This window comes from Sulfurovum sp. NBC37-1 (genome assembly GCF_000010345.1).
In the GTDB taxonomy this organism is placed as follows: domain Bacteria; phylum Campylobacterota; class Campylobacteria; order Campylobacterales; family Sulfurovaceae; genus Sulfurovum.
On the sequence record NC_009663.1, the window covers coordinates 946,284 to 970,643 of the forward strand.

Consider the following 24,360-nt stretch of genomic DNA (forward strand, 5'->3'; position numbering starts at 1 on the left):
GATGAAAGAGTATTTGAAAGAGACACCGTTGGTGAACTACTCCGATGAGCGCATAAAAGCTTTGGCCACACAGTTGGCAGAAGGTGGTAAGAGTGATGACGAGGTGGCCAAGCGCTGTTTCGAATATGTACGAGACCAGATACGCCACAGTGGTGATGCAAAAGATGAGCTCACGACCTATCGTGCAAGTGATGTGTTGAAACATGGAACCGGATGGTGCTATGCCAAAGCGATCCTGCTTGCTGCACTGCTTCGGGCCAACGGCATTCCCACGGCTTTTTGCTATCAGCGTCTGTCCTGCAGCGAGTATGTGGAAGATGTCTACTGCCTGCACGGGCTCAATGCTATTTACCTCAAAGATCACGGCTGGTACAGGGTGGATGCCAGAGGCAATAAGGAGGGCGTGAATGCAGTATTCAACCCTCCGCATGAACAGCTGGCTTTCGAGTTACAGGAAAACGAGTTTGACCTTCCCCAGCACCTGACCGATCCGCTCCCCGAAGTCGTGGAAGCTTTGAAAAAACATACCTGCTATGAAGAGATGATACACAATTTTCCCGATATCAAAGATAAAACAGTCAAGCAGTGAAGATAAAAAACACAGATTAATCTTTCTTGTGTACACTAGCAAAAAAAATATGAAGGATCATAGATGAAAAAAATACTACTGCTTACAGCATTTTTAAGCGTGTCGCTCTTTGCACAGTTCAAGACAGTGGATGCGGATGAGTTCGCCAAACTTCAGGCAAAAGGATATCCTGTCATAGATATTCGTACTCCCGGTGAGTGGGAGCAGACAGGTATCATCAAGGGAGCACACAAGATGATGTTCTTTACACCAAACGGACAGCCGGACCTTGCAGGCTGGTTCTTTGAGCTGGGGCATTTGGTCAAAGACAAAAAAGAGCCTATTCTCATCTATTGTGCGCATGCCAACCGTACAAAGGTTCTGGGAGAAGGACTTGAACAGATGGGCTTTAAAAATGTCTACGAACTCAAAGGCGGTATAGAGAACGGCTGGATCAAAGCGGGGAAGAAGACGGTTAAACAGTAAGCGATTTTGTGGTGTGTTTTACAACCCAAGCTCATTCATGCAGGCTACACAGTAAAGTGATTCAGGCACAAGCTTGAGTCTTTCTATGGGTATATCTTCTTCACACTCTTTGCAGATGCCGTATTCGGGGGTATCGATCTTCAGGTAGGCATGCTTGAGTCTGTTCATGCGTTTTGTCGCCTCTTCATAGCGTTGAAAATGAATGCTCTGCTCCTGCTTGAAACTGATATGGGCGACCTTGTCTGATGTTCCCTCGCCTTTGGTCGGATAGATGGCAGCCCGGATCTCTTCGATCTCACTGCTGAGAGTTTGTATCTGTTCCTCGATGATCTGCTTGAATTGTTGTTTTTGTTCCGTTGTCATGTATATTTCCACTTTAAAATGTTTGATTTAAGTGTCTCGCTTAGTCGATGAATTCCACTATCTCTTCAAAAGGCAGCCTCAACTGTTCACTCTGTTCGTTGACTCTGTAGCCAAATGCGGCCATCACGGCTACCTGATATTTGGAGCTGTCTATCTCAAGCAGTTTTTCCACATTTTCTTTCTCAAAACCTTCGATGGGACAGGAGTCTATCTGTTCGTAAGCTGCTGCTGTCATCATGTTCGCCAGTGTGATGTAGGTCTGTCTCGCCGTCCAGCAGAAGGTCTTCTCATCGGTTGAAAGGGTATCGGCCAGGAAATTCCCATAGAGGTCGATATAGGCATCTATCTGTTCCTGTGGGAGAGGCCGTCTGGCAAAACGTTTTTCGGGTATGCCGCTTTGGGGCCTGACACTCTCGATGGCCGCCAGAATGACTACCAGGTCCGAACAGGTCGTGATCTGCGGCTGGTTCCAGCAAATAGGGCGCAGTTTTTCTTTCATCTCTTCATTCCTGATAACAAGGAACTTCCATGGTTCCATCCCGAAAGAGGAGGGGGAAGTACGCCCCGCTTCGAGAATATAGCGCATGGTCTCATCGGGTATCTGCTTTGTTTCGTCAAAGAGTTTGCATGCATGGCGGAATTGCATCGCTTTGGTGAAATCATTATTGATCATGATGTATCCTTATATGGTTTTGGATAGCATATAATAGTTTAGGTAAAAGTTGAATGGATATTGCCATGGAGGGAAAAAAGTTACACTAGAAGTATAGGAGAGTTTTTTATATAAAAGAAGGATGCCAGACTTTACTAAATGCTTTGACTGCATTTTTTATCTCTTCTAAAGCAAATCCGCCAAACCCCATACGCACTGCTTCAAAATCTCCACCGCTGCGTTCGTTGGCTAGGTAGATTTTGATTTTTGCTTTTTCGGCAAGCTGTTTGAACTTTTGGTAGTCAAAAGTGTTGGTTGGTTGGATGAGTATGGCAAGTCCTGCACCCTCGGCTATGATGTCACAGCTACTACCAAGGTATTTTAGAAGGGCATTTTTCATGGTTTGGTGCTTTTTTTTGTTAAGAATACGAATACGACTTATATGACGTTCCCAGTGACCTTCTGTCATGAAATGTGCCAAGGTAAGTTGGGTTGAGAGGCTCACTCTGGCAAAGTGGGCATCGTAGCTGTCTTTGTAGAGGTTGCGTATCCATGAAGGTACGACCATGTAGCCTACACGTACGGCAGGAGAGAGTGCTTTGGCAAAGGTACCCAAATAGACTACATGGTCTGCTCTGTCTACGCCTTGCAAAGAGGGGATAGGGCGGTTGTGGTAGCTAAGTTCACTGTCATAGTCATCTTCGATGATGAGACCGTCTATGGACTGCATATGCTGTATGAGTTTGAGACGATTTGCAATGGGCATAGTGGCACCTGTGGGGTACTGGTGCGTTGGGGTGATGTACACTATTTGGGCTTGACTCTGTTTAAGCTGTTCGATATCAAGACCATTTTCATCTACCCCTATGGGGTGAATGTCATAACCATACGCAGCAAACACTTTGTGGGCGATGTGATACCCCGGTATCTCTTGAGCAAAATGCCTGTAGCGTTTTTGAATGAGCTTTGCCAAAAGCTCCATGGAGTCACCAAATCCATGGGTGATGATGATATGCTTTGCATCACACGCTACACCACGGGAATTTTGCAGGTATTTGGCTATGGCATCTCTAAGTACGTACTCTCCTTGCCCATCGGGATAGGCTCCAAAGTCAACATTTTGGTCAAGTACTTTAGCAGAGATACGTTTCCATAACTTGAGTGGAAAGTCTTCTGTATGAAGCTGTGCAGGGAAAAAGTCATAGAGGTAGGATTTGTTGGGTGCATCTGTTTTACTATGTGGAATTACCTTGTCCTTTTTGTAGCTGTCAAAATAGAATTCACATACATAATACCCAGACTTGGGACGACTCTCTATATACCCTTCAGCATAGAGTTGTGAGTAGGCTGACTCTACCGTGGTTTTACTAAGGTTATAGAGTGTGACAACTTTACGTATGGAGGGGAGTTTTTCACCTATGGCGTAGTTGGAGATGATGTCTTCTTTTATCGCTTCATAGAGTTGTATATGTAGTGGTTTCTTCTCTTTTTCATCGAGTATGTACACAAACTGTCCTTATAAAATATAAATATTTTGTATCTTTACATAGGGTTAGATAGAGCATATAATACCACAAATTATCATAACTAAAATATAGGAAGACAGATGAATCCACATTTTGAAATAAAAAACAAAGAAGTAATATATGACGTATTGGATCAAGCAGCATACGGCACTTTGGCTTTGAGTGTAGATGATGTACCTTACGCTGTGCCTGTAAATTTTGTACGTATAGAGGATGACATTTACTTTCATGGTGCATTAAAAAATAAAAAGATGAAGATGTTGTCTAAGAATCCTAAAGTCTCTTTTTCTGTCGTAGAGAACTATGCACTCATAGACTCAGACTTCTCTACTACGGAAGGCTTAGCCTGTCCTGCGACACAGTTCTTTAAGTCAGTAAGTATGGACGGTGTCGTAACAGTGGTAATCAGTAGAGAAGAAAAAGCCAATGTCTTTACCTCACTCATGAAAAAACTACAACCCAAAGGTGGCTACAAACCTTTTAGTGACTCTGAGTACGACGCTGCCATCAAAGCGACAGCAGTAATGAAAATAGAAGTAACTCATATACGTTGCAAATTTAAATTTGGTCAGCATTTGAGTGAAGAGAGATTTGAAATGATAGTTTCTCATTTGCAAAAGCGTGGCACGCAGATAGACAAGAAAACGATAGAGGTGATGAAGGCTCAAAGAGGAGAAAAAAGTGGAATATAGAGTTGCAACCCTAGATGATATAGACGCAACACTCAAACTACATGCCAAGTATCAAGTAGATACTATAAACGAAGAAGACAAAAAAGATGGTTTCGTCACCACTGCATTTACAAAAGAAGAACTCACTCAGCTCATAGAACAAGAGCAGGGGCTATTCATAGCTAAAGAAGGAGAGGAAGTCTTAGCCTATGTCATGGCTGCTTCGTGGCAGTTTTGGTCTAAATGGGCGATGTTCCAGTATATGATAAATGACTTGCCTCATTTGGAGTACAAAGGTATACAGTTAAATGTAGAAAATTCCTATCAGTATGGTCCTATCTGCATAGACAAATCTATGAGAGGTACAGAGGTATTACCGAAAATATTTTATTTTGCATTAGCACACATGGCAAAACGTTACCCTATACTTGTGACCTTTGTAAACCAAATCAACCCACGCTCTTTTGAAGCACATCACCGTAAACTAGGACTTGATGTCATACAAGAGTTTGAATTTAATGGTAATAGGTATTGGGAGATGGGGTGTGAGACAAATATAAATTTTGATAAACTATGAGGAAAAATAAAATAAAGTGATAAAAATTTGGAATTTCATACCTTTCCTAAAGTTCTATATAGTGTAGACAGTGTGACAGCACTATTGCATGTAGACAATAACTGTTTTTTGTATAAACGACTAGACAATGACGTAACAAATACAGATATTATGACAGTGGCACATGCTATTGTTTATGTGATAAATGGAAGGGTTGAAATAGAAGATGATGATGGCAACCTGACAGTAGCAGAAACTGGAGAAATAATTTTTATGCCTAGAGACAGTTATGTTGTTTCTGACTATTTAAAAAATTCTCAAGATTTAGAAGTATTTTTACTCTTTTTTGATCATGAAATAGCGCTCTCTTTTTTAGGAAACAAACCCTTAAAACATCATACCGATGAAAGAGTTTGTACTTTAAAAAGTTCTAAAAATATTAACTATTTTATTGAAACACTTCAAAAAATGACATTTACCAACAAAAGTGATAAAGCATTTTTAACCCTGAAAATATTAGAATTTTTACATCTAGTTGTACAGGAGAATGAACATAAATTTATTGATACTTTATATGCATCCGAACAGTATAAACAAAAACGCAATATCTCTTCACTCATGCTTGAACATTTTGAAAAAAATCTGACAGTTTCAGACTTTGCTTCACTTTCTGGCATGAGTCTTTCTACATTTAATAAAGCGTTTAAAAAACAGCTTGGTACCACGCCAAAGCAGTGGCTTATAGAGAAAAAAATGAATCGAGCTCATGCATTGTTAAGCCAAGGAAAATCAGTTACGCAAGTGGCATTTGATGTAGGCTACTTAAATGTTTCAAACTTTATAAAAGCCTATAAGTCTTTCTATGGACAAACGCCTAAAAGTATGCAAAAAAATACAATATAACGAAAAATGACTACTTTTAACTTTTTACAGGTAGTTATATCTTTTCTTTTTTGACATAATGCATGATATTAAACTAAAAAGAACCTCTAAAGGAATCAAAATGAAACGAATTGGATTATTGCTGATAATGGTGTCAGTAAGTATGTTACAGGCAAGTGAAACAAAAGTAGAAAATGTACTCAATGGCTATATGAATGCATGGGCTGAACATAATATCAGTAAAATTGACAGCTATTATAATCAAAATGTCATTTGGTATGATTTACCATCTGATACTACAACTAAAGGTAAAAAAGAGGTTACAAAAGCCATTACTGATGCTTTTATGGCATATGTTCCTGATATGTATTGGGTCAAAACAGGTGATGTATTTGTGAGTGGCAATACTATTACTTACGAGTGGACTTATGGAGGTACATTTAGTGGTTTATGGGGTAAAACCAAGATAACAAATAAAAAATTTAGCATCAAAGGTATCAGTACGACAACAGTAGATGAGAATGGTAAGATTATAGCCCAAAAAGATTACTATGATTTGTACGGGTTTCAGACGCAGCTAGGGTTGTAATATATGATGTTATATGAATTTAAGTAGTAATCTACTACACTTTCACTAACAAAATAAAGGAGAGCATAATGAAAATATTTTCATATACAACACAAATCACTCAAAGATTTTCTGCTCTTCTGCTCTCTTTTTTCCTGCTTAGCCTCTAAGCAATTTACTTAAATTTTATAGATTCCTTGATTGGATGACCAGCTTAGATTGGCTGTGTATGCGATATGTTTCTGTATCTTTTTTATGGATTCATTTTTCTATTGCATATTAAATTATTGGTGTTGTAAGGGTACAACACCCTACGAAAAAAAGAGAAAATTATGACAAAAACCGCATTAATTATTGTAGATATGCAAAACGATTTTGTTTTGCCAAATGCTCCACACTGTATAGAAGGAGCTGTACCGATTATACCAAATATACAAAAAGTACTTTATACATTTAGAGAGAAGTTATTACCTGTATTCCATGTCTATAGAGAATATAGAGCAGATGGAAGTGATATTGAAAAAACGAGATTAGATGATTTTTTAGGTGGTACGAAATACTGTGTACCTCGTACCAAGGGCTGTGAGATTATAGATGGACTTTCTCCTATGGATGGAGAGTATCGTATCGTTAAAAATAGATTTAGTGGATTTATGAATACTGAATTAGATTTTATATTGAGACGTTTAAAGATTGAGAGGATTGTCGTTTGTGGCATTCAGTATCCAAACTGTATACGTGCAACTATTTATGATGGTATTGCATTGGGCTATGATGTAACACTTGTTACAGATGCAACAGCAGCACAGACAGAGGAGATAGCACAAGCGAATATTATGGATATTAGAAATATTGGTGTTGAGTGTATTTCAACAGAATTATTGATAGAACAAGCATAGAGAGAACAATAAATGAAAAATATAGAACAAGTAATAAAAAATATTGAAAAAAGAGGTGAAGCCATAGGCTTTGAGCAGAAGTCAGATAGGAAAGTAGGAGTATTGTTGGCTACGCTTTGTACAAGTAAACCTCATGGAAGATTTTTGGAGTTGGGGACTGGGTGTGGATTGTCAACAGTATGGATAGCTGAAGGCATGGATGATATGAGTCAGTTAACGACTGTAGACAATGATACTAAAGTTATGGCTGTAGCCAAAGAGTATTTGGCAGAGGATGAGAGGATTACTTTTGTATGTAGTAGTGGTGAAAGTGTCATAGATGGTATAGAAAAAAACTCTATAGACTTTATATTTGCAGATACATGGCCTGGAAAGTACCATTATTTAGAAGAGGCATTGGCACTTTTGAAAGTGGGTGGTATGTATGTGATAGATGACATGTTGCCACAAGATAATTGGCCAGAGGGACATGAAGAAAAAGCAGATGCATTGGTTCAGTGTTTACATCAAAGAGATGATTTTAATATAGTACAATTATCGTGGGCTACAGGTGTGATAATAGCTACAAAAACAAAACAAAAAGAAACCAATCAATGGAACCCGGAAACCTACAATAAACACACCGCCTTTGTGTCACAGTTGGCGTTGCCTGTGGTGGATCTGCTTGATCCGAAACCGGGAGAGAAGATACTGGATGCCGGGTGCGGCGAAGGTGCATTGGCCGAGGAGATCGTGCGCAGGGGTGCGGAGGTCATCGGAGTGGATCTGAGTGCCGAGATGGTTGATGCGTGTAGGGATAGATGGATCGAAGCGCAGGTGTGTTCGGTGACCGACTTACCGTGGCATGAGGCGTTCGATGCGGTTTTTTCCAACGCAACGCTTCACTGGGTTAAAGAGGCGAGAGATGCTGTGAACAGTATCGCCACAGTGTTGAGTCCGGGCGGGCGTTTCGTGTGTGAGTTTGGCGGAGAGGGAAATGTCTACCATGTCGTCCGTGCGATGGAAGCGAGTTTTGCCAAACATCCGGAGTTTGGGACGTTCGTCAATCCGTGGTATTTCCCCAGCCCTGAGAAGTACCGGACATTGCTGGAGTCGGAAGGCTTTCGGGTGGAGTCTATCGAGCTGATCCCTCGACCGACCCCGATGGAAGATATCGGCAACTGGTTTGATGTCTTTGCCAAGGGGGTTTGTGCCGATCTGAGCGATGAACAGTTTGAAGTCTTCAAAAGGGAGTGTAAAGCCTATTTGGAAGACCATCTCAAGAGTGAGGCGGGATGGTTTGTTGATTATGTGCGGTTGAGGGTAAGGGCGGTTAAGTGTGTAGAGGTATAATCTGATATTATAATCTGAAGAAAAGAAAAGAAAATAATATGCAAAAAAATGTATTGATCATTGGTGGAAACAGAGGCATAGGCTTGGCATTGACCAAGCTTTTTTTAGAGCAGGGCGATAGAGTCATTGTGGTGGTTTGTGATTTTAAAGGCTCTGAATATGCCAGTGAAGTAGAGTGTGTGGTGTATGACCTCACAGATGTAGAAAATATCCCAAGTCTCATCGCTCAAATAGGTAGAGATAGATAAGCTCATGAACAATGCGTGAGTAAAGTACTCTCTGCTTTACAATGATTATCCATAAGATAAAATCAACGCTATGCTAAAGCCCAACCTTGAAGTACCCATCAAACTCATAGAAAAGTGTGTCAAAGTGAGTGCTACGTGCGTGGTAAACAATGCTTCCATTACAGGGTAGATAGGACATCCCGATGTGTGGTGTGGTGCAACCAAAGCAGAACCCATCAATGTTTTGGCTATCTTCTTTGAGGGAAGATTGGATAAGGCTCTGGAGTTGTGATATAATTCACTCATCTATCGGGTGATACAAAACTCTGAACGGTTTCTAATTTTCATTAATAGATTGTCTTTTAAATGGATTATTTATTACCTGTGAGGTTTAGGTAAAAGTGTAAACATTTGTTGTATTATTCTGAGATAGGGTGTTTTATCCTGTGACGCTTTTGCTGCCATTATAGCACCTTCTACTGTTGCTACCATCATTTTAGAAAGTGTTTGTTTTTTTTCTTCATCCATATCCATGCTTTTTAGTGCTAAAAAATAGTAATGTTCCAGATTATCATATGCTTCTAAAAGTGCTTTGGCTACATCTGCATCTACAGGACTCATTTCCTGTACTAGGTTATTGAGTGCACACCCATGTTTAAAATCAAATGATTCGGTCGTTAAAAGTTTCTCTTCCAAATAGGTGAGTGGATGTTCAACAGTAGCAACATCTTTATACTTTTGTTCAAGATTGTAGGCAATTTTTTCATGTATGACTGCAAGTAAAACTTCTTTTTTACTTTTAAAAAGATGATATAAAGAACCTTTATTTAATCCTGAATCACGGAGGATATCATCAATACTTGTGCCGTTAAATCCTTTTTCATAAAAAAGTTTGTATGCACTATTTATGATCTTTTGACGTGTTGAATTTTTTTTCATTTTATTATTATAGCAAAATACTGCTTGACTAATTAGTCAAAAATATACTATAATTTGACTAGTTAGTCAAAAAAAGGATTAGAAATGAAAATTTATAATAAACCTATAACAGGATATGAAGCACTTTCTCTTCATGGGGAATATGAAGTATTATCAGCATTTTACAAAGCCTTTAATACACAAAATATAGATGCAATGCAATCAAACTGGAGTATACAAAATAGTGTGATGGATAATCCTCTTGGCGGCATTTTAAGAGGATGGAGCGAAATTTCTGAAGTGTACAAAAAGATTTTTTTTGGAGAAGTAGAAGTATATGTTGAATTTTATGATTATTCTCTATATAAACAAGGTGAGCTTTTTTTTGTAGCAGGAAGAGAGCGTGGGCATATTATCAAAAATAGTGAAAAAATCAAGCTGGATATTCGTACCAGCAGAATTTATGCAAAAGAAGAGGGGCAATACAAACAGGTACATCATCATGGTTCTATTACAGATGTCATATTGCTCGATACATATCAAAAACTTGTGATGGAGGTATTATGAAAAAAGCACTTATTATAATAGATATGCAAAATGATTATTTTCCCAGTGGAAAGATGGTGTTGGATGGTATGAATGAAGCATTAAGTAATGCGCTTAGTCTCATTAATTTGACAAAAGAAAAAAATTATGAAATCTTTTTTATACAACATGTATCACTTAGGGAGACTGCATCTTTTTTTCTTCATGAAGGTAATGGTGTAAAGTTGTATAAAGCATTTAATCTAGAAAATGGAACAATAATTCAAAAACATTATCCAAATAGTTTTAGAGAGACGACTTATGAAAAATATATTTCATAAAGGGCATGAAAAAGCACGAGATAAATACAATACAAAAGCAAATGCAGATTATTGGTTAGAGACCTTAGATACGAGTAAACTCAATAGTGCTATGATGGAGTTTATAGAAAATTGTAGCTATTTCTTTTTTGCAACAGCATCACCTGACGGACAACCAAATCTTAATTATAAAGGTGGAGAAAAAGGTTTTTTGCATGTGGTCAAGGAGAATAAATTGGTCTTTCCCAATTTTAAAGGGAATGGTATTTTGCATTCTCTTGGAGATTTAGAATTAAACAATAAGGTAAGCCTTTTAATTCCTGATTTTAATCAAGATGTGAGATTAAAGATCATTGGTAAAGCAACGGTAGTTTATGAAAATGTTTATATAAGTGAATTTTGGGATTATTTTAGTGCATATAAGTTTGATAGTTTGATCATGATTGATATTGAATATGTGATTCCAAACTGTCCTAGCAACCTACATAGAGTAAGAGATTCGATTTTAAATTTTACTGAAGAAGATAAAGATATAAGTCTTTTACCTAAACTTATGGGTAGACAACTCTAAGCAATATTATTATAGTATACTAAAATATTTTATATCAATAAACTTTTAGGATACTGTAATGCCCATTAATACTCTCTCGCTAAGAGAGAAAAAACAAGCTGCACTCAAACTCAAAATTCTCGATACCTTCGATGAAAAACTCAAAATAAAAGCCTTGGCAGATATATCGGTCAAGGAGATAGCCAAAGAACTTGAGATTTCAGAGATGACCTTTTTTAACTATTTTGGGAGTAAAAAAGAGGTGCTTATCTACTTTATAGAGCTTTGGAGTTTGGAGATGCAGATGCATATAGAAGGGCTTGAACCTCAAAAAGCTCTCTACCGTATCTTTGAGCAGACAGCCAAAACCATAGAAAAAAATCCCAACCTTTTTATGGAGATAGTCGCTTCTATGGCACTGCAAGGGATGTCTAAAAAAGATATAAATATAAGCAGAGCTGAGAGAATACTTCGTTTTGGGAAAGATGTGCCGTATGAAGTGGGTGGATTTCCTGATATTATAATGCCATTAATAGAAAAACTCACAATACCAAAAGAGAAACATTTTTTTGTATATACCTCGCTGTTTAATACTCTTTTTGCGACACCACTGCTTATGAAGTGTCCGAATTTTAAGGTATTGAATAATCACTATATTGAGCAGTTGGATTTTATTTTAAAAGGCTCAAAATGAATATTTTAGCAAGCAAAAAAATCGTGATATTATCGATGACAGCTACTTTAATTATGGCATTTGTTGTAATGGTAATTGTTGATCCAATGATAGATGGTAAAGATGGTTTTGGCGTTATTGCTTTGCAACTATCATTTTTTATCAACAAGGCAAAAGAGATAGTATCTTCATGGGATGTAGAAGCCTTTAGGCACTTGATTGTATTTGACTACATTTATGCTTTTAGCTATATGATATTTTTTGCATCACTCATAAGTTGGCTTGAAAAAGAGAAAGCGCAGCCAACATCTATATTTCCTTATGTGGCGATTGGGGCAGGAGTTTTTGACTGGATTGAAAATAGCTTGGAGCTATGGTTTCTAAATGATGTTAATGCTTTTTCACCAACCCTGTTTTTTATCCATTCTATCTTTGCAACTTTGAAATGGTTGGCTTTGCCTGTCATTGTTTGGATGATTATTAGACTATTTCGCATAAAGAGAGAACAAAATGTATAACACCCCATACTGCAAAATCCAACATCTAAAAACTCAAGATGCCATCTTATGCGAATGGAAGCAGTTTTGTAAAGGTGATGATTATCGTGAACCGTTGCGTTATGCCCAAGCAGAGATAGCCAAGCACAATATTAAAACTTGGATTACAGATACAACTTATGGATTTGAAAGTGATGAGGCAGATATCAAGTGGCTGTTGAAAGAGTTTGTACCTACGATGGTAGAGAGCAGTATCGAAAAAATCATATTTATTATATCTCCTAAGAGTCCATTGATGGAGGAGATACGAGGGCAAGAGATGGCTTTGAAGGAGTATTTTGAGGTAGATTTGGTGGAGTCCAAAGATGCACTTTAGAAAAGCCCACAGCAATGATGTGAAGAGTATCGTCACCCTTGTCAACAGGGCATATCGGGGAGAAGAAGGCTGGACTACCGAAACGGAACTTGTCTCAGGAAACAGGACAAACGAGGAAGAGGTTTTTGGCTATCTGAACGATGAAGATGCATATCTGTTTGTGCTTGAAAATGAGAGTATTGCAGCGGTGATTTGCGTAGAAAAAAGAGTAGAGAAAGCCTACATAGGTTTTTTTGCCGTCGATCCTGCGCTTCAGGGGTATGGAGTAGGTAAAACTATGCTGCAAGAAGCAGAGACGTATGCTCATGAGAGTTTGGAGGTCGATCATTTTGTTATGGCAGTATTGGCTGAAAGAAAAGAGCTGATAGCATTTTATATTCGCAGAGGGTATGTCAGGATAGACAGGGTTATGAAGTATCCGGTTCATTTGAATGTCGATATGCCGAAACGGGATGGATTGTGTGCTGTATATTTGGAAAAATACTATAAGGAATAAATGATGAAGTGCAAAAAATATAATGAAATTTTTAAAGTGCAATTAGATGATTGTATATCAGACATTGACAGCACACTACCTGATGTTTTAGGTACCTATACCATTGTCAAATGGATGGAGATTGTGAGTGCAAAATTAATCAATCAAGAGTTAGATAACCAACGCTACATCTCTGTAGGTAAAGAGGTGAACATAGAACATCTTGCTATGGTCAAATTGGGAGAAGAGCTTGTGTTTATTTCTGAGATTCTAGAACAGAACAAAAAAGAGGTTCATTTTAGTATAAGAGCAATGTTTGGCGAAAAAGAAATAGCAAGAGCTTCTCATGTAAGGAGCATAGTGCCATTGAAGATTGTTGAAAGGATGATGAGGTGAGAGAATCATTCAAAATGAAAATCATAGAGCTACAATCATGGGCTTAAAAGAAAAAACACACATAAACATCATAGAACTATTCACCAAACTACTGGGTGAGAAAATAAGAGATTTTACCCTGCCTCCGCCAAGCTTTGAAATGATGCAGTGTGAGATTATAGACTTTAATGAAGCAGAAAAGTCTCTTATAACCAAATTACCTGTATTGGAGCAATGGCAAAATCCTTATGGGACGATGCAGGGTGGTATGATAAATGCTGCGATAGACAATGCTGTAGGACCGTTGAGTATGTTGGTAGCAGCTCCCAATATGACACGTACCATAGAGACAAAATTGATTAAAGCCATTACTATGGATATAGGATTTATCTATGTAAAAGCAAAGCTTGCAGAAGAAAAAAAGAGGCGTTTGACATTTGAAGTGGAAGTGGTGGATGAGAACGGGGTGGTGTATGCCTCATCCAGGGTGGTGAACTTTATCCTTTAGCTTCTACTTCCAGAAATTTATCTGAAAACGGCAGTGTTGAGAGCAGGGTGACCTTTTTGCTGAGTAGTCCGGCAAGGAGGCTTTTGTACATGGCATTGTAGAACTGCTCGCTGTTTGCCTCAACGTCCATGAACCCGTCAATAATGGTTGAAGCCAGTCCGTGCAGGGAAGACCAGACCACTACGGCCTGCGTGAAACTGTTTTCTTTTTTAATCAAGCCGTTCTCCTGTCCCTCTTCAATTGCCTTTTTAAGCGCACCAAATCCGCTGCAGTCATCTCCCAGTGTCATGATCTCTTCCCTGATATGGGCATATCTTTTCCCAAAGAGCAGTCGGTAAAGGCTGGGGTTTTCTCTGGCATAGTCAAGATAAGCCCTGCCGGCAAAATAAAAGCGTTCGGGTAACGGTTTTTCTTTTGCTGTGAGTATGGGGGCGATCGTTCTGTCGAATGCGTCAAAACCTGTTATGATCATGGTTTCAATGAGTGCGTCTTTTGAGCTGAAGTGACGGTAGATCGCAGAGCGTGAAGTGTGGGTGGCATCGGAGAGTACCTTGAGGGTCAGTTTCTCTATGTCATTCTCTCGAATAAAAGCAAAGGCGATCGTTAAGAATTCCTCTTTGAGGTTCCCATGGTGATAGTCGTTTTTTTTCATAATGACAGTATAGCAAAAAATAAATGTGAACAATGTTTACATTTAAGAATGAGTATGTTAACATTGTTCACATTAAAACTGAAAAAGGAATGCTTATGAAAAAGATGGTTATTGCAGGAATGGTTGGTATTTTAACTCTGCTGGAGGCAGAAAGTGCGATGACAGTGGCTAAAAAGTCCTATGAAAAGATGTCCGGGTACCAAAGCAGCATATCTGAAACGAAGATGGTGCTTAAAAATGCCCGGGGTGTTGCCAACATACGCAAGATGCGTATCAAAAAGCTCGAAGGTAACAATGGAGACAGATCGCTTATTGTTTTTTTATATCCGACAGATATTAAAGATACCAAACTTTTAAGCTATGAACAAATAGGAACAGATGATAAACAATGGCTTTACCTTCCGGCACTAAAGCGTATAAAACGGATCAGCTCACGTAACAAGTCCGGCTCATTTATGGCAAGTGAGTTCAGTTATGAAGATATTGCATCGCAAAACTACAGGAATTACAGTTACAAAGGTGAAGCAGAAAAAGTTACCCGAAACGGTAAAAAATATTTAAAAGTTAAACGCATCCCCAAAGATGCACACAGCGGCTACTCCCGGCAGATTGTCTATATTGATCCGAAAACCTATCTGGCGATGTTCGGCGAATATTATGACAGGAACGGTAGATTGCTTAAAAAGGTTTCTTTTCTGAAATACAGAAAAATCAAGGGGATTGACCGCATTGTCAGGATGGAGATGAAAAATGTGCAGAATGGAAAAAGCACGCTGCTTGTCTGGGAGAGTGACAAAGTAAAAGCAGGATTGAATGAAGCTGATTTTTCAAAAAGAGTTCTGAAATGAAAAAATCGGTTTTGCTTCTTTTCTTGATGTGTATAGGACTTGAGGCAGTTGAATTTAAAAGCAGTGTAGATATGACCTATGCCAATTATGCCAATTCAGCTGGCGAAACGGATGTGAGCGGAAGTGTAGAACTTGGCTATGCGAACAGCTCCTTTGAAAGCAAAATAAAACTGATATATCTTTACAGTGATCGCTATGAAGAGAAAAGATACATACACATCAACGAACTTTTTGCAGCGAAGAGCATGAGGAAATATCGATTTGAGATCGGGAAGCGGGTTCTCTACTGGGGAGAGCTGGAAGGGTACAATATCACTGATGTGTTCAATCAGAAAAACTACCTTTTTAATCCTTTTGACCAAAGTGCCAAACTGGGGAGCTGGTCAGCAACACTTAGCCGATATTTTGGTGACGATGTATTTGAAGCAGGGGTAAAGTTCTATGAAGAAGATCTGGATCTATCGGATCATAATACTCCCTACTATCCGCTGCCTCTGCCATATAATTCCCGATTGAATCTGGAGGATGGACGCTATACCCCTACGGTTTATGCGAGTTATGCTGTGGCGAGTGACAGAATCTTTGAGAGTGAGAGCAGGGTGATTCTGTGGCACGGATATGATAACAAACGCAATTTCATACCTCAGAGCCATGCTTCAAAGCTGGCACAGTATGCCTATCGGGTAAACAAAGCACTTTTTTTATCGCATATTGTCGTAAACGATATGATATGCAAACTGGAAGCAAGCTATACGCATGTTATCGACTACAAACCGATGAGTGACTATTGGCAGTTTGGTATAGGTGCAGAGAAAAGTCTGTACGATATAGGTGGTGCAGATGTTACCTTTTATGCGGAGTATTACCGTTATGGATATCGGGATGATGCAAAGGTCAAAAATGTGGATATATCGGAAATATACAATGATGACCTTTTCCTGGCGGCAAAACTTAATTTGAACGATACACGAAGCAGTGAATTCAGAGCAGGGATGCTTTATGACTTTAGTCATCGTGAGAAAGTATTTAAAGTCGAGGCCAAAACGAGACTGATGGATCGTTTTTTGCTGCATGGAGAATGGTTGCATTTTATTCCCGCAGAAAACACGCTGTTATCGGCTTTTGATGATCATACCAGAGTCCAATTCGGGCTCAGCTATACATTTTAGGAATAACCATGCAGAAATACATAGACTTTTTGGACACATACAAATATAGACTGATACTCTTTATAACCCTGATCACACTATTGCTCTCTTTCTCTTTGAGGCATATCGCCTATGAAGGGAATTACCGTATCTGGTTCGATGCAGACTCCAGGATCGTCACATCGTATGATGCTTTCAGAAATACCTTTGGCGGCGATGATACCTTTGTCGTTGCTTTTGAGGACAGGCATGGGATATTCAGAGCCAAGGCAATCGAAACGGTGTTGGAACTAACCCGGCAGTTTCAAAAGATCAAAGGGGTTCAGAAGGTAGATTCTCTGACGAACTATCAGAATATCCGCAGTGAGGATGATGACATTATTGTCGAAGATTTTATAGATGAGCGTACGGATGACTTAAAAGCCAAAAGAGTACTGGCGCTGCATGATCCGCTGATCGTGAACCATCTGATCAGCAAAGACGGGGAAACGACCCTTATTGCCGTAAAACTTGCATCTTTGCAGGGGAGTGATGAAGCGGTCAATATTGAGGTCATGCAGAAGCTTCAAAGCATACTCAAAAAAACGGAAAAAGAGACCGGGTACCGTTTTTACCTTTCCGGTGTACCGGCCATTACTGCTTCTCTCGTTACGGTTTCCCAACATGATGCCCTGCTGCTGATGCCTTTGGCCGTAGTGATCGTTGTTATGATACTTTGGCTGCTTTTTAGGGATGTAATGGGAGTGCTTGTGCCTTCTGTTGTGATTGTCTTTACGTTCTTGATCGTTTTGAGTATGCAGATACTTTCAGGCTACAAACTGAACAATTTTACCGTCAATATCCCCTCATTCATCTCTGCGATTGCCATTGCCGATGCTATGCATCTCTTTCTTGCATGGGGCTATTACCGACAGAAGGGTCTGATGAACAAAGAAGCGGTCACCGTCGCCTTGCAAAAGAACTTTCTGCCCATTGCTATGACCTCGTTTACGACAGCCACCGGCTTTGCGACACTGGGCTTGAGTGCCATAGAACCCATAGCCACCCTTGGGATCGCCATTACCAGTGGAGCATTCATCGCCTTTGTGCTGAGTGTGACGCTGGCACCGGCGATTTTACTGACACGCAAAGAGAACCATACTGCCAAGCCGGTGCACTTCCTGGATATATCAAATATTACAGGATATGGTGCCTTTATCGCAAGACATGATAGAAAGATTATCGTGATCTTTGTATTGCTGTTCCTGCTTGCCGGATACGGATTGCGCTATGTCAAAGTTGACAGTAACAGCATCAAGTATTTCTCTCCCGATACAGTTGTCAGGAGCGGCAGCGATTTCATAGAGAAGCACATTACGGGTCCCATGGTTTATGAGGTCGTACTTGACTCCGGACGCAAAGAGGGGATCAAAGATCCGAAATTTCTTGAGAAGATCATAGATTTTGAAAAAGCTCTGAAACAGCAGTTCCCGGTAGTGCGTTTCAGTATTTCGCTCAAAGATATCATCGTCAGGATGCAAAAGACGTTGAACCCGAATACCGGCATGACGGTGCCTGATGATAAAAATCTTGTAGCACAATATTTGCTGCTGTATTCCATGAGTTTGCCTCAGGGAATGGAGATAAACGATCAGGTTGATACCAACGAACGCTACCTCAGACTGACACTGAACCTGAATGTGCAGGATACGTCCAAAGATCTGGAAATGATAGCATGGATCAAAAAATGGTGGCGCACCCATACTTCCTATAGCGCAGATGTACAGGGACAGGCGGCTATTTTTGCCTATATGCAAAACAGTGTGACCGATACACTGGTTATATCCATCGTCTCCACTCTGCTCGTTGTGATGGTAGCGATGTTCCTTATCTTCAGAAATCTGAAAATGCTTCTATTGTTCATTCTCCCCAATGTAGCTCCATTGATACTGGTTGCCGGGGTCATGGGATACCTGGGAATTCATATTGACATAGGCGTTGCCATCTCTGCTGCGGTCATTCTGGGGATCGCCGTAGACGATACAATACATTTTTTCAGCAAATTCTTCGATGCGATCAAAGAGAAATCTTTTGAAGAGAGTATAGACTATGTCATGAGCCATAGCGGAAATGCGATGATATTGACAACACTGATCCTCTCACTGACCTTCGCAGTGTTTGGGGTGAGTCGTTTCATCCCAAACGTAAATTTTGCCATTGTAACGGTTATTGCACTCAACATTGCACTTGTACTTGATCTGCTGCTTTTACCGGCATTGTTGAATTTGGTGTATAAAAGCAGGTTTTAATCACATATGTACTAATCTCTAAAAAAAGCTGATTATTTTTTAAGAATAACAGAGGATAGTATGAACAAACAACCCACACGCGAAAAACTTCTCGACATCACTTTCGATGAAGTTTATATCCACGGTTATTCCGCTACATCGGTCGATACCATCCTCAAAAAAGCGGGCATTCCCAAAGGGTCGATGTATCACTATTTCAAGGGTAAAAAAGCATTGGTACTCACGATGGTAGAGGAGCGGCTCTTTCCCAAAATGGACCTCTTCTTCAATTTTGAGAAAGAAGAGGAGGTGAGTGTAACAGATGCCCTGAGAAAGACCTTTGCTGCAATGAGCAGGAACAGACCGCTTGTTACTTACGGATGTCCGTTGTACCGACTGATGGTTGAACTTTCACCGGTTGACAGTGAGTTTGATGCAATGTTGAGCGCCAAAGTGACACAGATGCAAAAGAAGGCTGCGGCACTGTTACTCAGCGGTATAGAAAGCGGTGAGTTTAGCGATACCCTTGACCCTGAAGCTTTCGCTGCTTATTTGCTTAACAGCACCTGGGGCGTACTCTCACTCAGTCCGACACTCTCAAGCCCCAGAAAGTTCATTCAACACAGCAAATTCATCCTTGAAACACTGAAACAGTACTAAAATAGACCAATCAGTCTAATTTAAGCACATTTTCTCTACACTATAATTAGACCATTTAGTCTAATATTGAAAAAAGGATCGTTATGTTCATGGTAAAACCCAATCTCGCACAAAAAGAGCGCCTTGATAATCTCTATAAGAAAGTCAAGGCAGTTTATGGAAATATCCCGCCGCAGATGGAATTTCTCGGCAATATAGATGCAACGTATCTGGAAGATTTTTTTAAAGCAGTGCTTCGCATCGTAAAACATCCCAACATAGAATTTGACCTGTTTGGTTTCATTCGTCTGCATATCGCATTTAGTGAGGGGTACGATTATTGTAAAATGTATAACACTAAACTGCTCCTCTCCCGTGGCTATGCACAGGCTGTGCTCGATGGTGTTGTAACAGATATGGCGAACATACCTCTGGATGAGAGACATAAGGCCCTGGGTAAGTATGCCATCAGGGCGATCTATGAGAGCAGGGCGTGTATGCAAAATGACCTTGATGCCCTCTACGCTATGGGTTGGAGTCAAAAAGATGTTTTTGATGCCATTGAACATGCCGGAACGATATTTAGAAATGGTCGTATATTGACAGCATATGCGGTAAAGGAGTAGTGTTGAATATCACGGAAATACCTTTTGTCAAGCATCTTAAGGTGGAAGAGAAGGGCGGTCGGCTTTGCATGGAGAACGCTTCAGCGCTGCATAATCACATCGGTACGATCCACGCAGGTGCGCTTTATACGTTGGCAGAGAGCCAGAGCGGCCTTGGTTTGCAGGATCTTTTTCCGGAACTCTCCGGTATAGTCATTCCTCTGCTTCGCAGTGCTTCTGTCAGATATGTCAAACCTGTCAACACTGAAGTATGTGCATCCTCATATGCGGATGATGCGGACAAAGAACGTTTAGAGAGGCAGTTCAAGGCAAAGGGGAGGGGCAGCATTACCGTTAGTGTTGTATTGACAGATGCAGAAGATACGGAGTGTTTCAGGGGTACTTTTGACTGGTTTGTCACCAAGCGCTGATTAAGGAAAATTGCTTTACACTTTCACCAACACTACAAAGGAGCAGAAATGAAATTATCAAAAATGTCACACTACACTACTATAAGACTGCTCCAAAGAAGATGGCGCTAAGCCATTATCATTCCCTTCAGCTGATATCTTACCTATCAACGATACACAGATTTAATGCAGGTATGTCCACATACCTTTCAACCCGGATTTTGCAATAGAGATCAGTAATCTCTCACAGATCATTGCCTCATGGACATTCACAAAGAATCATCGCTTAACCTACGGGTTAACTTCAAATTCTTTGTAAACACCCATAAGACAAGCATCAGCAAAATATTTTGTGATTCTATTGCAAAATCCGGGTTCAAAGCAGGAAGCAAGACCTTTCTGTTTATATATTTAATAATATTAATTGAGGTTTTAACAATGTCACAGGTTAAAATATACGGGTTGGATTCTCATCTGAACCCTCAGAAAGTGCGGTTGTCCGAGGTGATACACCGCTGTGTGGTGGAAGCGTTGCAGTTTCCCAAAAATAAGCGGTTTCACCGTTTCTTCCCGATGAAAGCGGAAGATATGCTCTTCTCCGAGGACAGAAGCAGTGCCTATACCATCATAGAGATCACGATGATGGAGGGGCGAAGTAAAGAGGCGAAGAAGAAACTCATCGCGCTATTGTTCAAGCATATTGAAGAGGAACTGGGTATTGCCGGAAATGATCTGGAGATCTTTATACAGGAAGCCCCGGCGTATCATTTCGGCTTCCGTGGGATGGGCGGTGATGAGATCGTACTAGATTACAAGGTGGAGGTGTAGGATGATTGCATCACTGCCTTACAAGAAGATATTGAAGAACGCGGCCGCTGCTTTTTTCATTTACGGGACGTGGGCGTATGGTGCCAATGATACGGGTGCTGTAACGTCTGCGTTTACCCAGGGGAGTATGAGCTTTGCCATTACCGTCATTCTGGCGATGTACCTGGAGATCATTCACCGTATTGCAGGAAATTTCATACAACTGACCGGGTATGTGCTGGCCTGGTTCGCGTTCATCGTAGGCACACAGGCGGCCGTGCATTATACGGTGGGCACAGAACACATCTTTTTGACCCTGCTGCCGGGTATGATCATTGGAAGTATTTATGTGGTAGGATATCTGTACCATTTGAAGGAGGGAGTAAAAGATGAAACCGGTTTTTGAGATCACGGAGCGCAGCATTATCGATGCGCTGCTTGACAGGGCGGAGTATGGCGTGCTTGGACTTAGCGGTGATGGGAAGCCCTATACCGTCCCTGTCAATTTTGTGCGGATAGATGAAGCGCTCTTCTTTCATGGTTCGCGCAAAGGCAGAAAGATAGAAATGCTTACAAGTAATGCCGAGGTCTCATTCAGCGTCGTCGAGAGCGCTTCGCTTATTCCCTCTTTTTTCAGTTCTACCGGAGGCCTTGCATGCCCGGCGACACAGTTTTTCAAGTCGGTGCACATTGAAGGTCAGGTTGAGATCATAGGAAACAGAGATGAGAAACGCAATATCTTTGTAAAGCTTATGGAAAAATTTCAGCCTGAAGGTGGATACAAACCTTTTGAAGATACAGAGTATGATAAAGTTCTGGATGCTACAGTTGTATTGAAGATTGTACCCCGACGCACGCGGGCAAAGTTTAAACTGGGGCAGCACCTACCGAAGGAGCGTTTCGAAATGATCATTTCTCATCTTGAAGAACGCGGTACGGAGATTGACAGTGAAACGGTCATGTTGATGAAACAGTTTAGAGAAAAGGAAAAGTGAATGAAGTTGGAAAACATCGTCCCCTGGGGACGCAGCAAAAAAGAATATATGGAGATGTTCAACCTTTCACAAAATGATGTTATGAACATGAAGATACTCGGATGCGGTGACGGCCCTTCGAGTTTCAATACCGAAGTGGACTATGACGACGGTACGGTTGTCTCCATTGATCCGCTCTATGCCTACAGCAAAAAAGAGATCATGCAGCGCATAGATGAGGTGGCCGAAGATGTGATGGCGCAGGTGAAAGCAAATGCGGACAATTTCGTCTGGAAGAACATCCCCGATGTGGAATCACTGGAGCACATTCGCATCGAAGCGATGATGGAATTCCTGATGGATTATGAGGATGGGAAAGAGGAGGGCAGATACATCGAAGCGGAACTCCCCAACCTGCCTTTTGAAGACGGCAGCTTTGACCTGGCGCTCAGTTCACATTTTCTTTTTCTCTATAGCGATCACCTCGATGAGGCCTTTCATAAAGCAGCGATCGATGAGATGCTAAGAGTGGCCGATGAAGTACGCATTTTCCCATTATTGACACTGACCAACGAGCGTTCGCCCTATGTGGACAGAATGATCAGGTTGCTGGAGCAGGAAGGCTTCAAGGCAGAAGTGGTCAAAACCGACTACGAGTTTCAAAAAGGTGCCAATGAGATGCTGAAGATCACGAAGCCGTAAAGAGGCGATAGATGTCTGTAGAACCTATGATCAATATACAGTATGTCAAAACGCCAGTTGGCGAACTGATAGTGGGAGAGTATGCTGGCAAACTCTGTCTTGCTGATTGGCGATACCGGAAACAAAGAGAACAGGTGGATACTCGGCTCAAACGAGCGCTGAACACAGTTTACGTCGAAGAGTCGGGTGATGTCATTGAAATAGCGGTTAAACAGCTTGGTGAGTATTTTGAGGGAGAGCGAAAAGTCTTTGATATTCCTCTACTGACGGTGGGTACCGATTTTCAAAGATCTGTCTGGGAAGCTTTACTGCGAATACCTTACGGAAGTACTGTCTCCTATCTTAACCTTGCCAAAAGTATCGGCAATGAAAAAGCGGTGCGTGCCGTAGCGTCAGCTGTTGGCGCCAATGCCATCTCCATTTTGATACCCTGTCACCGCATTATCGGTTCTGACGGTACCCTGACCGGGTATGCCGGTGGCTTGGAGGTTAAGAAGAAGTTGTTAGAATTAGAACAGAGGAGTCCGATATGTATGCAGTAGAACCTTTTTCAGACAACGAACTCAGCAAGCAGGATCTGCAGGACCTTCAAAAAGCAAAGATGATCCTGGAAAACCCCGGTTTTGCCATGAAGGTGGCGGGATATCTGGGCAAGCCGATAGAGTTTGCCATAGATAAGATAGACTCCGAAACGCTCAACAGGGCGACATCCAAGGCCCTGGGAAAAGCTCTGGACGTAGCCATAGGGAGTTTAAACGAGGGGCAGCAGGGTACGTTACCCGAGAATTTAAAACACAAACTGATGGTTGGTGGAAGTGGTGCGGTGGGTGGTTTCTTCGGCCTGTCGGCACTGGCCATAGAACTGCCAGTCTCCACTACCATCATGCTGCGCAGTATTGCCGATGTGGCACAGTCGCAGCAGCACAATCTGAACGATATGGAAACCAGACTGGCCTGCCTTGAGGTTTTTTCTCTGGGAAGTACCAGAAACAGTGATGACGATGCCAGTGAAAGTGCCTATTTCGCAGCACGTGCCACACTGGCATTTGAAATGAGGGCGGCGCTGCAGAGCGTTTCACATATGAGCAGCAAAGCTATACAGGATGCCCTTGCCAAAGGACAGATGCCCATACTCATCAAATTCATCAATACCATCGCTTCGCGCTTTGGCATTGTGGTTTCCGAAAAACTGGCGGCACAAACCATTCCGCTTGTGGGTGCGGCAGGCGGTGCGGCGATCAACCTGATGTTTATCGACCACTTTCAGGATATGGCAGAGGGGCATTTCATCATCAAACGGCTGGAGAAGAAGTACGGCAGTGAGAAGATAGAAATGCTCTATAACAACCTTATCCTGTGAA

The 24,360-nt window shown here is 41.0% G+C and carries 36 protein-coding genes; 30 read left to right on the plus strand and 6 right to left on the minus strand.

Going from position 1 to position 24,360, the window contains the following annotated elements; translation table 11 throughout:
• Position 1 precedes the first annotated feature (1 nt).
• The gene (locus SUN_RS04750; protein ID WP_011980609.1) at positions 2-589 is read left to right on the plus strand and encodes a transglutaminase-like domain-containing protein; all 588 of its coding nucleotides are present in this window, start codon (positions 2-4) and stop codon (positions 587-589) included.
• A 63-nt stretch (positions 590-652) separates the two neighbouring features.
• Entirely contained in the window at positions 653-1,054 is a 402-nt protein-coding gene (locus tag SUN_RS04755) for a rhodanese-like domain-containing protein (protein ID WP_011980610.1), read from the plus strand.
• An 18-nt stretch (positions 1,055-1,072) separates the two neighbouring features.
• On the opposite strand, the gene SUN_RS04760 is transcribed toward SUN_RS04755, so the two are convergent.
• The 3 genes from SUN_RS04760 to SUN_RS04770 all read right to left on the minus strand — a co-directional run bounded on the left by SUN_RS04760 (position 1,073) and on the right by SUN_RS04770 (position 3,576).
• Positions 1,073-1,417 (minus strand): TraR/DksA family transcriptional regulator, encoded by a 345-nt coding sequence (locus tag SUN_RS04760; protein WP_011980611.1) that lies wholly within the window; start codon positions 1,415-1,417, stop codon positions 1,073-1,075.
• A gap of 40 nt (positions 1,418-1,457) precedes the next feature.
• Positions 1,458-2,087 carry an NAD(P)H-dependent oxidoreductase gene (locus SUN_RS04765; protein WP_148154773.1) on the minus strand — a complete coding sequence of 210 codons (630 nt, stop codon included), beginning with the start codon at positions 2,085-2,087 and terminating at the stop codon, positions 1,458-1,460.
• 109 nt (positions 2,088-2,196) lie between these two features.
• Positions 2,197-3,576 carry a PLP-dependent aminotransferase family protein gene (locus SUN_RS04770; RefSeq protein ID WP_011980613.1) on the minus strand — a complete coding sequence of 460 codons (1,380 nt, stop codon included), beginning with the start codon at positions 3,574-3,576 and terminating at the stop codon, positions 2,197-2,199.
• A gap of 99 nt (positions 3,577-3,675) precedes the next feature.
• Here SUN_RS04770 and SUN_RS04775 point away from each other — a divergent pair, with 99 nt between their 5' ends.
• From SUN_RS04775 to SUN_RS12985, 7 genes are all read left to right on the plus strand, one after another.
• Entirely contained in the window at positions 3,676-4,287 is a 612-nt protein-coding gene (locus tag SUN_RS04775) for a pyridoxamine 5'-phosphate oxidase family protein (protein WP_011980614.1), read from the plus strand.
• Positions 4,277-4,843 (plus strand): GNAT family acetyltransferase, encoded by a 567-nt coding sequence (locus SUN_RS04780; protein ID WP_011980615.1) that lies wholly within the window; start codon positions 4,277-4,279, stop codon positions 4,841-4,843. The genes SUN_RS04775 and SUN_RS04780 overlap by 11 nt, the downstream gene beginning before the upstream one ends.
• 150 nt (positions 4,844-4,993) lie before the next feature.
• Positions 4,994-5,725, plus strand: coding sequence for an AraC family transcriptional regulator (locus tag SUN_RS04785; protein WP_148154647.1), 732 nt, complete (start codon positions 4,994-4,996; stop codon positions 5,723-5,725).
• 100 nt (positions 5,726-5,825) lie between these two features.
• Positions 5,826-6,293: an ester cyclase gene (locus tag SUN_RS04790; RefSeq protein WP_011980617.1), complete on the plus strand. Its 468-nt coding sequence runs from the start codon at positions 5,826-5,828 to the stop codon at positions 6,291-6,293.
• Between the two features lie 311 nt (positions 6,294-6,604).
• Positions 6,605-7,171, plus strand: coding sequence for a cysteine hydrolase family protein (locus SUN_RS04795; protein WP_011980618.1), 567 nt, complete (start codon positions 6,605-6,607; stop codon positions 7,169-7,171).
• 12 nt (positions 7,172-7,183) lie between these two features.
• Complete coding sequence (locus SUN_RS04800; protein WP_011980619.1) at positions 7,184-8,503, plus strand: methyltransferase domain-containing protein; 1,320 nt, start codon at positions 7,184-7,186, stop codon at positions 8,501-8,503.
• Positions 8,504-8,541: 38 nt separating this feature from the next.
• Positions 8,542-8,751 (plus strand): SDR family NAD(P)-dependent oxidoreductase, encoded by a 210-nt coding sequence (locus SUN_RS12985; protein ID WP_011980620.1) that lies wholly within the window; start codon positions 8,542-8,544, stop codon positions 8,749-8,751.
• 45 nt (positions 8,752-8,796) lie between these two features.
• Here SUN_RS12985 and SUN_RS13450 read toward each other — a convergent pair whose 3' ends face one another.
• Positions 8,797-9,036, minus strand: a complete 240-nt coding sequence (locus tag SUN_RS13450; RefSeq protein WP_148154649.1) for a hypothetical protein — start codon at positions 9,034-9,036, stop codon at positions 8,797-8,799.
• 72 nt (positions 9,037-9,108) lie between these two features.
• On the minus strand, positions 9,109-9,669 hold the full coding sequence (locus SUN_RS12990) for a TetR/AcrR family transcriptional regulator (protein WP_011980621.1): 561 nt from the start codon (positions 9,667-9,669) through the stop codon (positions 9,109-9,111).
• A gap of 84 nt (positions 9,670-9,753) precedes the next feature.
• Between SUN_RS12990 and SUN_RS04815 the strand changes: the two genes are divergently transcribed.
• From SUN_RS04815 to SUN_RS04855, 9 genes are read left to right on the plus strand one after another with little or no spacing between them, the layout of a single operon-like run.
• Complete coding sequence (locus SUN_RS04815; RefSeq protein ID WP_011980622.1) at positions 9,754-10,215, plus strand: YybH family protein; 462 nt, start codon at positions 9,754-9,756, stop codon at positions 10,213-10,215.
• The gene (locus SUN_RS04820) at positions 10,212-10,514 is read left to right on the plus strand and encodes an isochorismatase family protein (RefSeq protein WP_011980623.1); all 303 of its coding nucleotides are present in this window, start codon (positions 10,212-10,214) and stop codon (positions 10,512-10,514) included. Before SUN_RS04815 ends, SUN_RS04820 begins: the two co-directional genes overlap by 4 nt.
• Positions 10,495-11,064: a pyridoxamine 5'-phosphate oxidase family protein gene (locus SUN_RS04825; RefSeq protein ID WP_011980624.1), complete on the plus strand. Its 570-nt coding sequence runs from the start codon at positions 10,495-10,497 to the stop codon at positions 11,062-11,064. Before SUN_RS04820 ends, SUN_RS04825 begins: the two co-directional genes overlap by 20 nt.
• 58 nt (positions 11,065-11,122) lie before the next feature.
• The gene (locus SUN_RS04830) at positions 11,123-11,737 is read left to right on the plus strand and encodes a TetR/AcrR family transcriptional regulator (RefSeq protein ID WP_011980625.1); all 615 of its coding nucleotides are present in this window, start codon (positions 11,123-11,125) and stop codon (positions 11,735-11,737) included.
• On the plus strand, positions 11,734-12,234 hold the full coding sequence (locus tag SUN_RS04835; RefSeq protein ID WP_011980626.1) for a hypothetical protein: 501 nt from the start codon (positions 11,734-11,736) through the stop codon (positions 12,232-12,234). The genes SUN_RS04830 and SUN_RS04835 overlap by 4 nt, the downstream gene beginning before the upstream one ends.
• Positions 12,227-12,589 (plus strand): hypothetical protein, encoded by a 363-nt coding sequence (locus tag SUN_RS04840; RefSeq protein ID WP_011980627.1) that lies wholly within the window; start codon positions 12,227-12,229, stop codon positions 12,587-12,589. Before SUN_RS04835 ends, SUN_RS04840 begins: the two co-directional genes overlap by 8 nt.
• The gene (locus tag SUN_RS04845) at positions 12,579-13,085 is read left to right on the plus strand and encodes a GNAT family N-acetyltransferase (protein ID WP_011980628.1); all 507 of its coding nucleotides are present in this window, start codon (positions 12,579-12,581) and stop codon (positions 13,083-13,085) included. Before SUN_RS04840 ends, SUN_RS04845 begins: the two co-directional genes overlap by 11 nt.
• The gene (locus tag SUN_RS04850; RefSeq protein WP_041672682.1) at positions 13,086-13,460 is read left to right on the plus strand and encodes a thioesterase family protein; all 375 of its coding nucleotides are present in this window, start codon (positions 13,086-13,088) and stop codon (positions 13,458-13,460) included. It abuts the gene before it with no gap.
• Positions 13,461-13,497: 37 nt separating this feature from the next.
• Complete coding sequence (locus SUN_RS04855; protein WP_011980630.1) at positions 13,498-13,947, plus strand: PaaI family thioesterase; 450 nt, start codon at positions 13,498-13,500, stop codon at positions 13,945-13,947.
• Here the strand turns inward: SUN_RS04855 and SUN_RS04860 are convergent.
• Positions 13,937-14,599 carry a TetR/AcrR family transcriptional regulator gene (locus SUN_RS04860; protein WP_011980631.1) on the minus strand — a complete coding sequence of 221 codons (663 nt, stop codon included), beginning with the start codon at positions 14,597-14,599 and terminating at the stop codon, positions 13,937-13,939. The genes SUN_RS04855 and SUN_RS04860 overlap by 11 nt on opposite strands.
• 95 nt (positions 14,600-14,694) lie before the next feature.
• Here SUN_RS04860 and SUN_RS04865 point away from each other — a divergent pair, with 95 nt between their 5' ends.
• From SUN_RS04865 to SUN_RS04920, 12 genes are all read left to right on the plus strand, one after another.
• Complete coding sequence (locus tag SUN_RS04865) at positions 14,695-15,447, plus strand: outer membrane lipoprotein-sorting protein (RefSeq protein ID WP_011980632.1); 753 nt, start codon at positions 14,695-14,697, stop codon at positions 15,445-15,447.
• Entirely contained in the window at positions 15,444-16,616 is a 1,173-nt protein-coding gene (locus SUN_RS04870) for a hypothetical protein (RefSeq protein WP_011980633.1), read from the plus strand. Before SUN_RS04865 ends, SUN_RS04870 begins: the two co-directional genes overlap by 4 nt.
• An 8-nt stretch (positions 16,617-16,624) precedes the next feature.
• Entirely contained in the window at positions 16,625-18,883 is a 2,259-nt protein-coding gene (locus SUN_RS04875) for an efflux RND transporter permease subunit (RefSeq protein ID WP_011980634.1), read from the plus strand.
• A 60-nt stretch (positions 18,884-18,943) separates the two neighbouring features.
• Positions 18,944-19,522: a TetR/AcrR family transcriptional regulator gene (locus SUN_RS04880; protein WP_011980635.1), complete on the plus strand. Its 579-nt coding sequence runs from the start codon at positions 18,944-18,946 to the stop codon at positions 19,520-19,522.
• A gap of 83 nt (positions 19,523-19,605) precedes the next feature.
• Positions 19,606-20,127, plus strand: a complete 522-nt coding sequence (locus tag SUN_RS04885) for a hypothetical protein (RefSeq protein WP_011980636.1) — start codon at positions 19,606-19,608, stop codon at positions 20,125-20,127.
• A 2-nt stretch (positions 20,128-20,129) separates the two neighbouring features.
• Positions 20,130-20,537: a YiiD C-terminal domain-containing protein gene (locus SUN_RS04890; protein ID WP_011980637.1), complete on the plus strand. Its 408-nt coding sequence runs from the start codon at positions 20,130-20,132 to the stop codon at positions 20,535-20,537.
• Positions 20,538-20,954: 417 nt separating this feature from the next.
• The gene (locus SUN_RS04895; protein WP_011980638.1) at positions 20,955-21,344 is read left to right on the plus strand and encodes a tautomerase family protein; all 390 of its coding nucleotides are present in this window, start codon (positions 20,955-20,957) and stop codon (positions 21,342-21,344) included.
• A gap of 1 nt (position 21,345) precedes the next feature.
• Positions 21,346-21,729: a hypothetical protein gene (locus SUN_RS04900; RefSeq protein ID WP_011980639.1), complete on the plus strand. Its 384-nt coding sequence runs from the start codon at positions 21,346-21,348 to the stop codon at positions 21,727-21,729.
• On the plus strand, positions 21,713-22,318 hold the full coding sequence (locus SUN_RS04905; protein WP_011980640.1) for a pyridoxamine 5'-phosphate oxidase family protein: 606 nt from the start codon (positions 21,713-21,715) through the stop codon (positions 22,316-22,318). Before SUN_RS04900 ends, SUN_RS04905 begins: the two co-directional genes overlap by 17 nt.
• Positions 22,319-22,999, plus strand: coding sequence for a class I SAM-dependent methyltransferase (locus SUN_RS04910; RefSeq protein WP_011980641.1), 681 nt, complete (start codon positions 22,319-22,321; stop codon positions 22,997-22,999).
• Positions 23,000-23,010: 11 nt separating this feature from the next.
• Positions 23,011-23,541: a methylated-DNA--[protein]-cysteine S-methyltransferase gene (locus SUN_RS04915; RefSeq protein WP_011980642.1), complete on the plus strand. Its 531-nt coding sequence runs from the start codon at positions 23,011-23,013 to the stop codon at positions 23,539-23,541.
• Positions 23,529-24,359 carry an EcsC family protein gene (locus SUN_RS04920; RefSeq protein ID WP_011980643.1) on the plus strand — a complete coding sequence of 277 codons (831 nt, stop codon included), beginning with the start codon at positions 23,529-23,531 and terminating at the stop codon, positions 24,357-24,359. Before SUN_RS04915 ends, SUN_RS04920 begins: the two co-directional genes overlap by 13 nt.
• The last annotated feature ends 1 nt before the right edge of the window (position 24,360 follow it).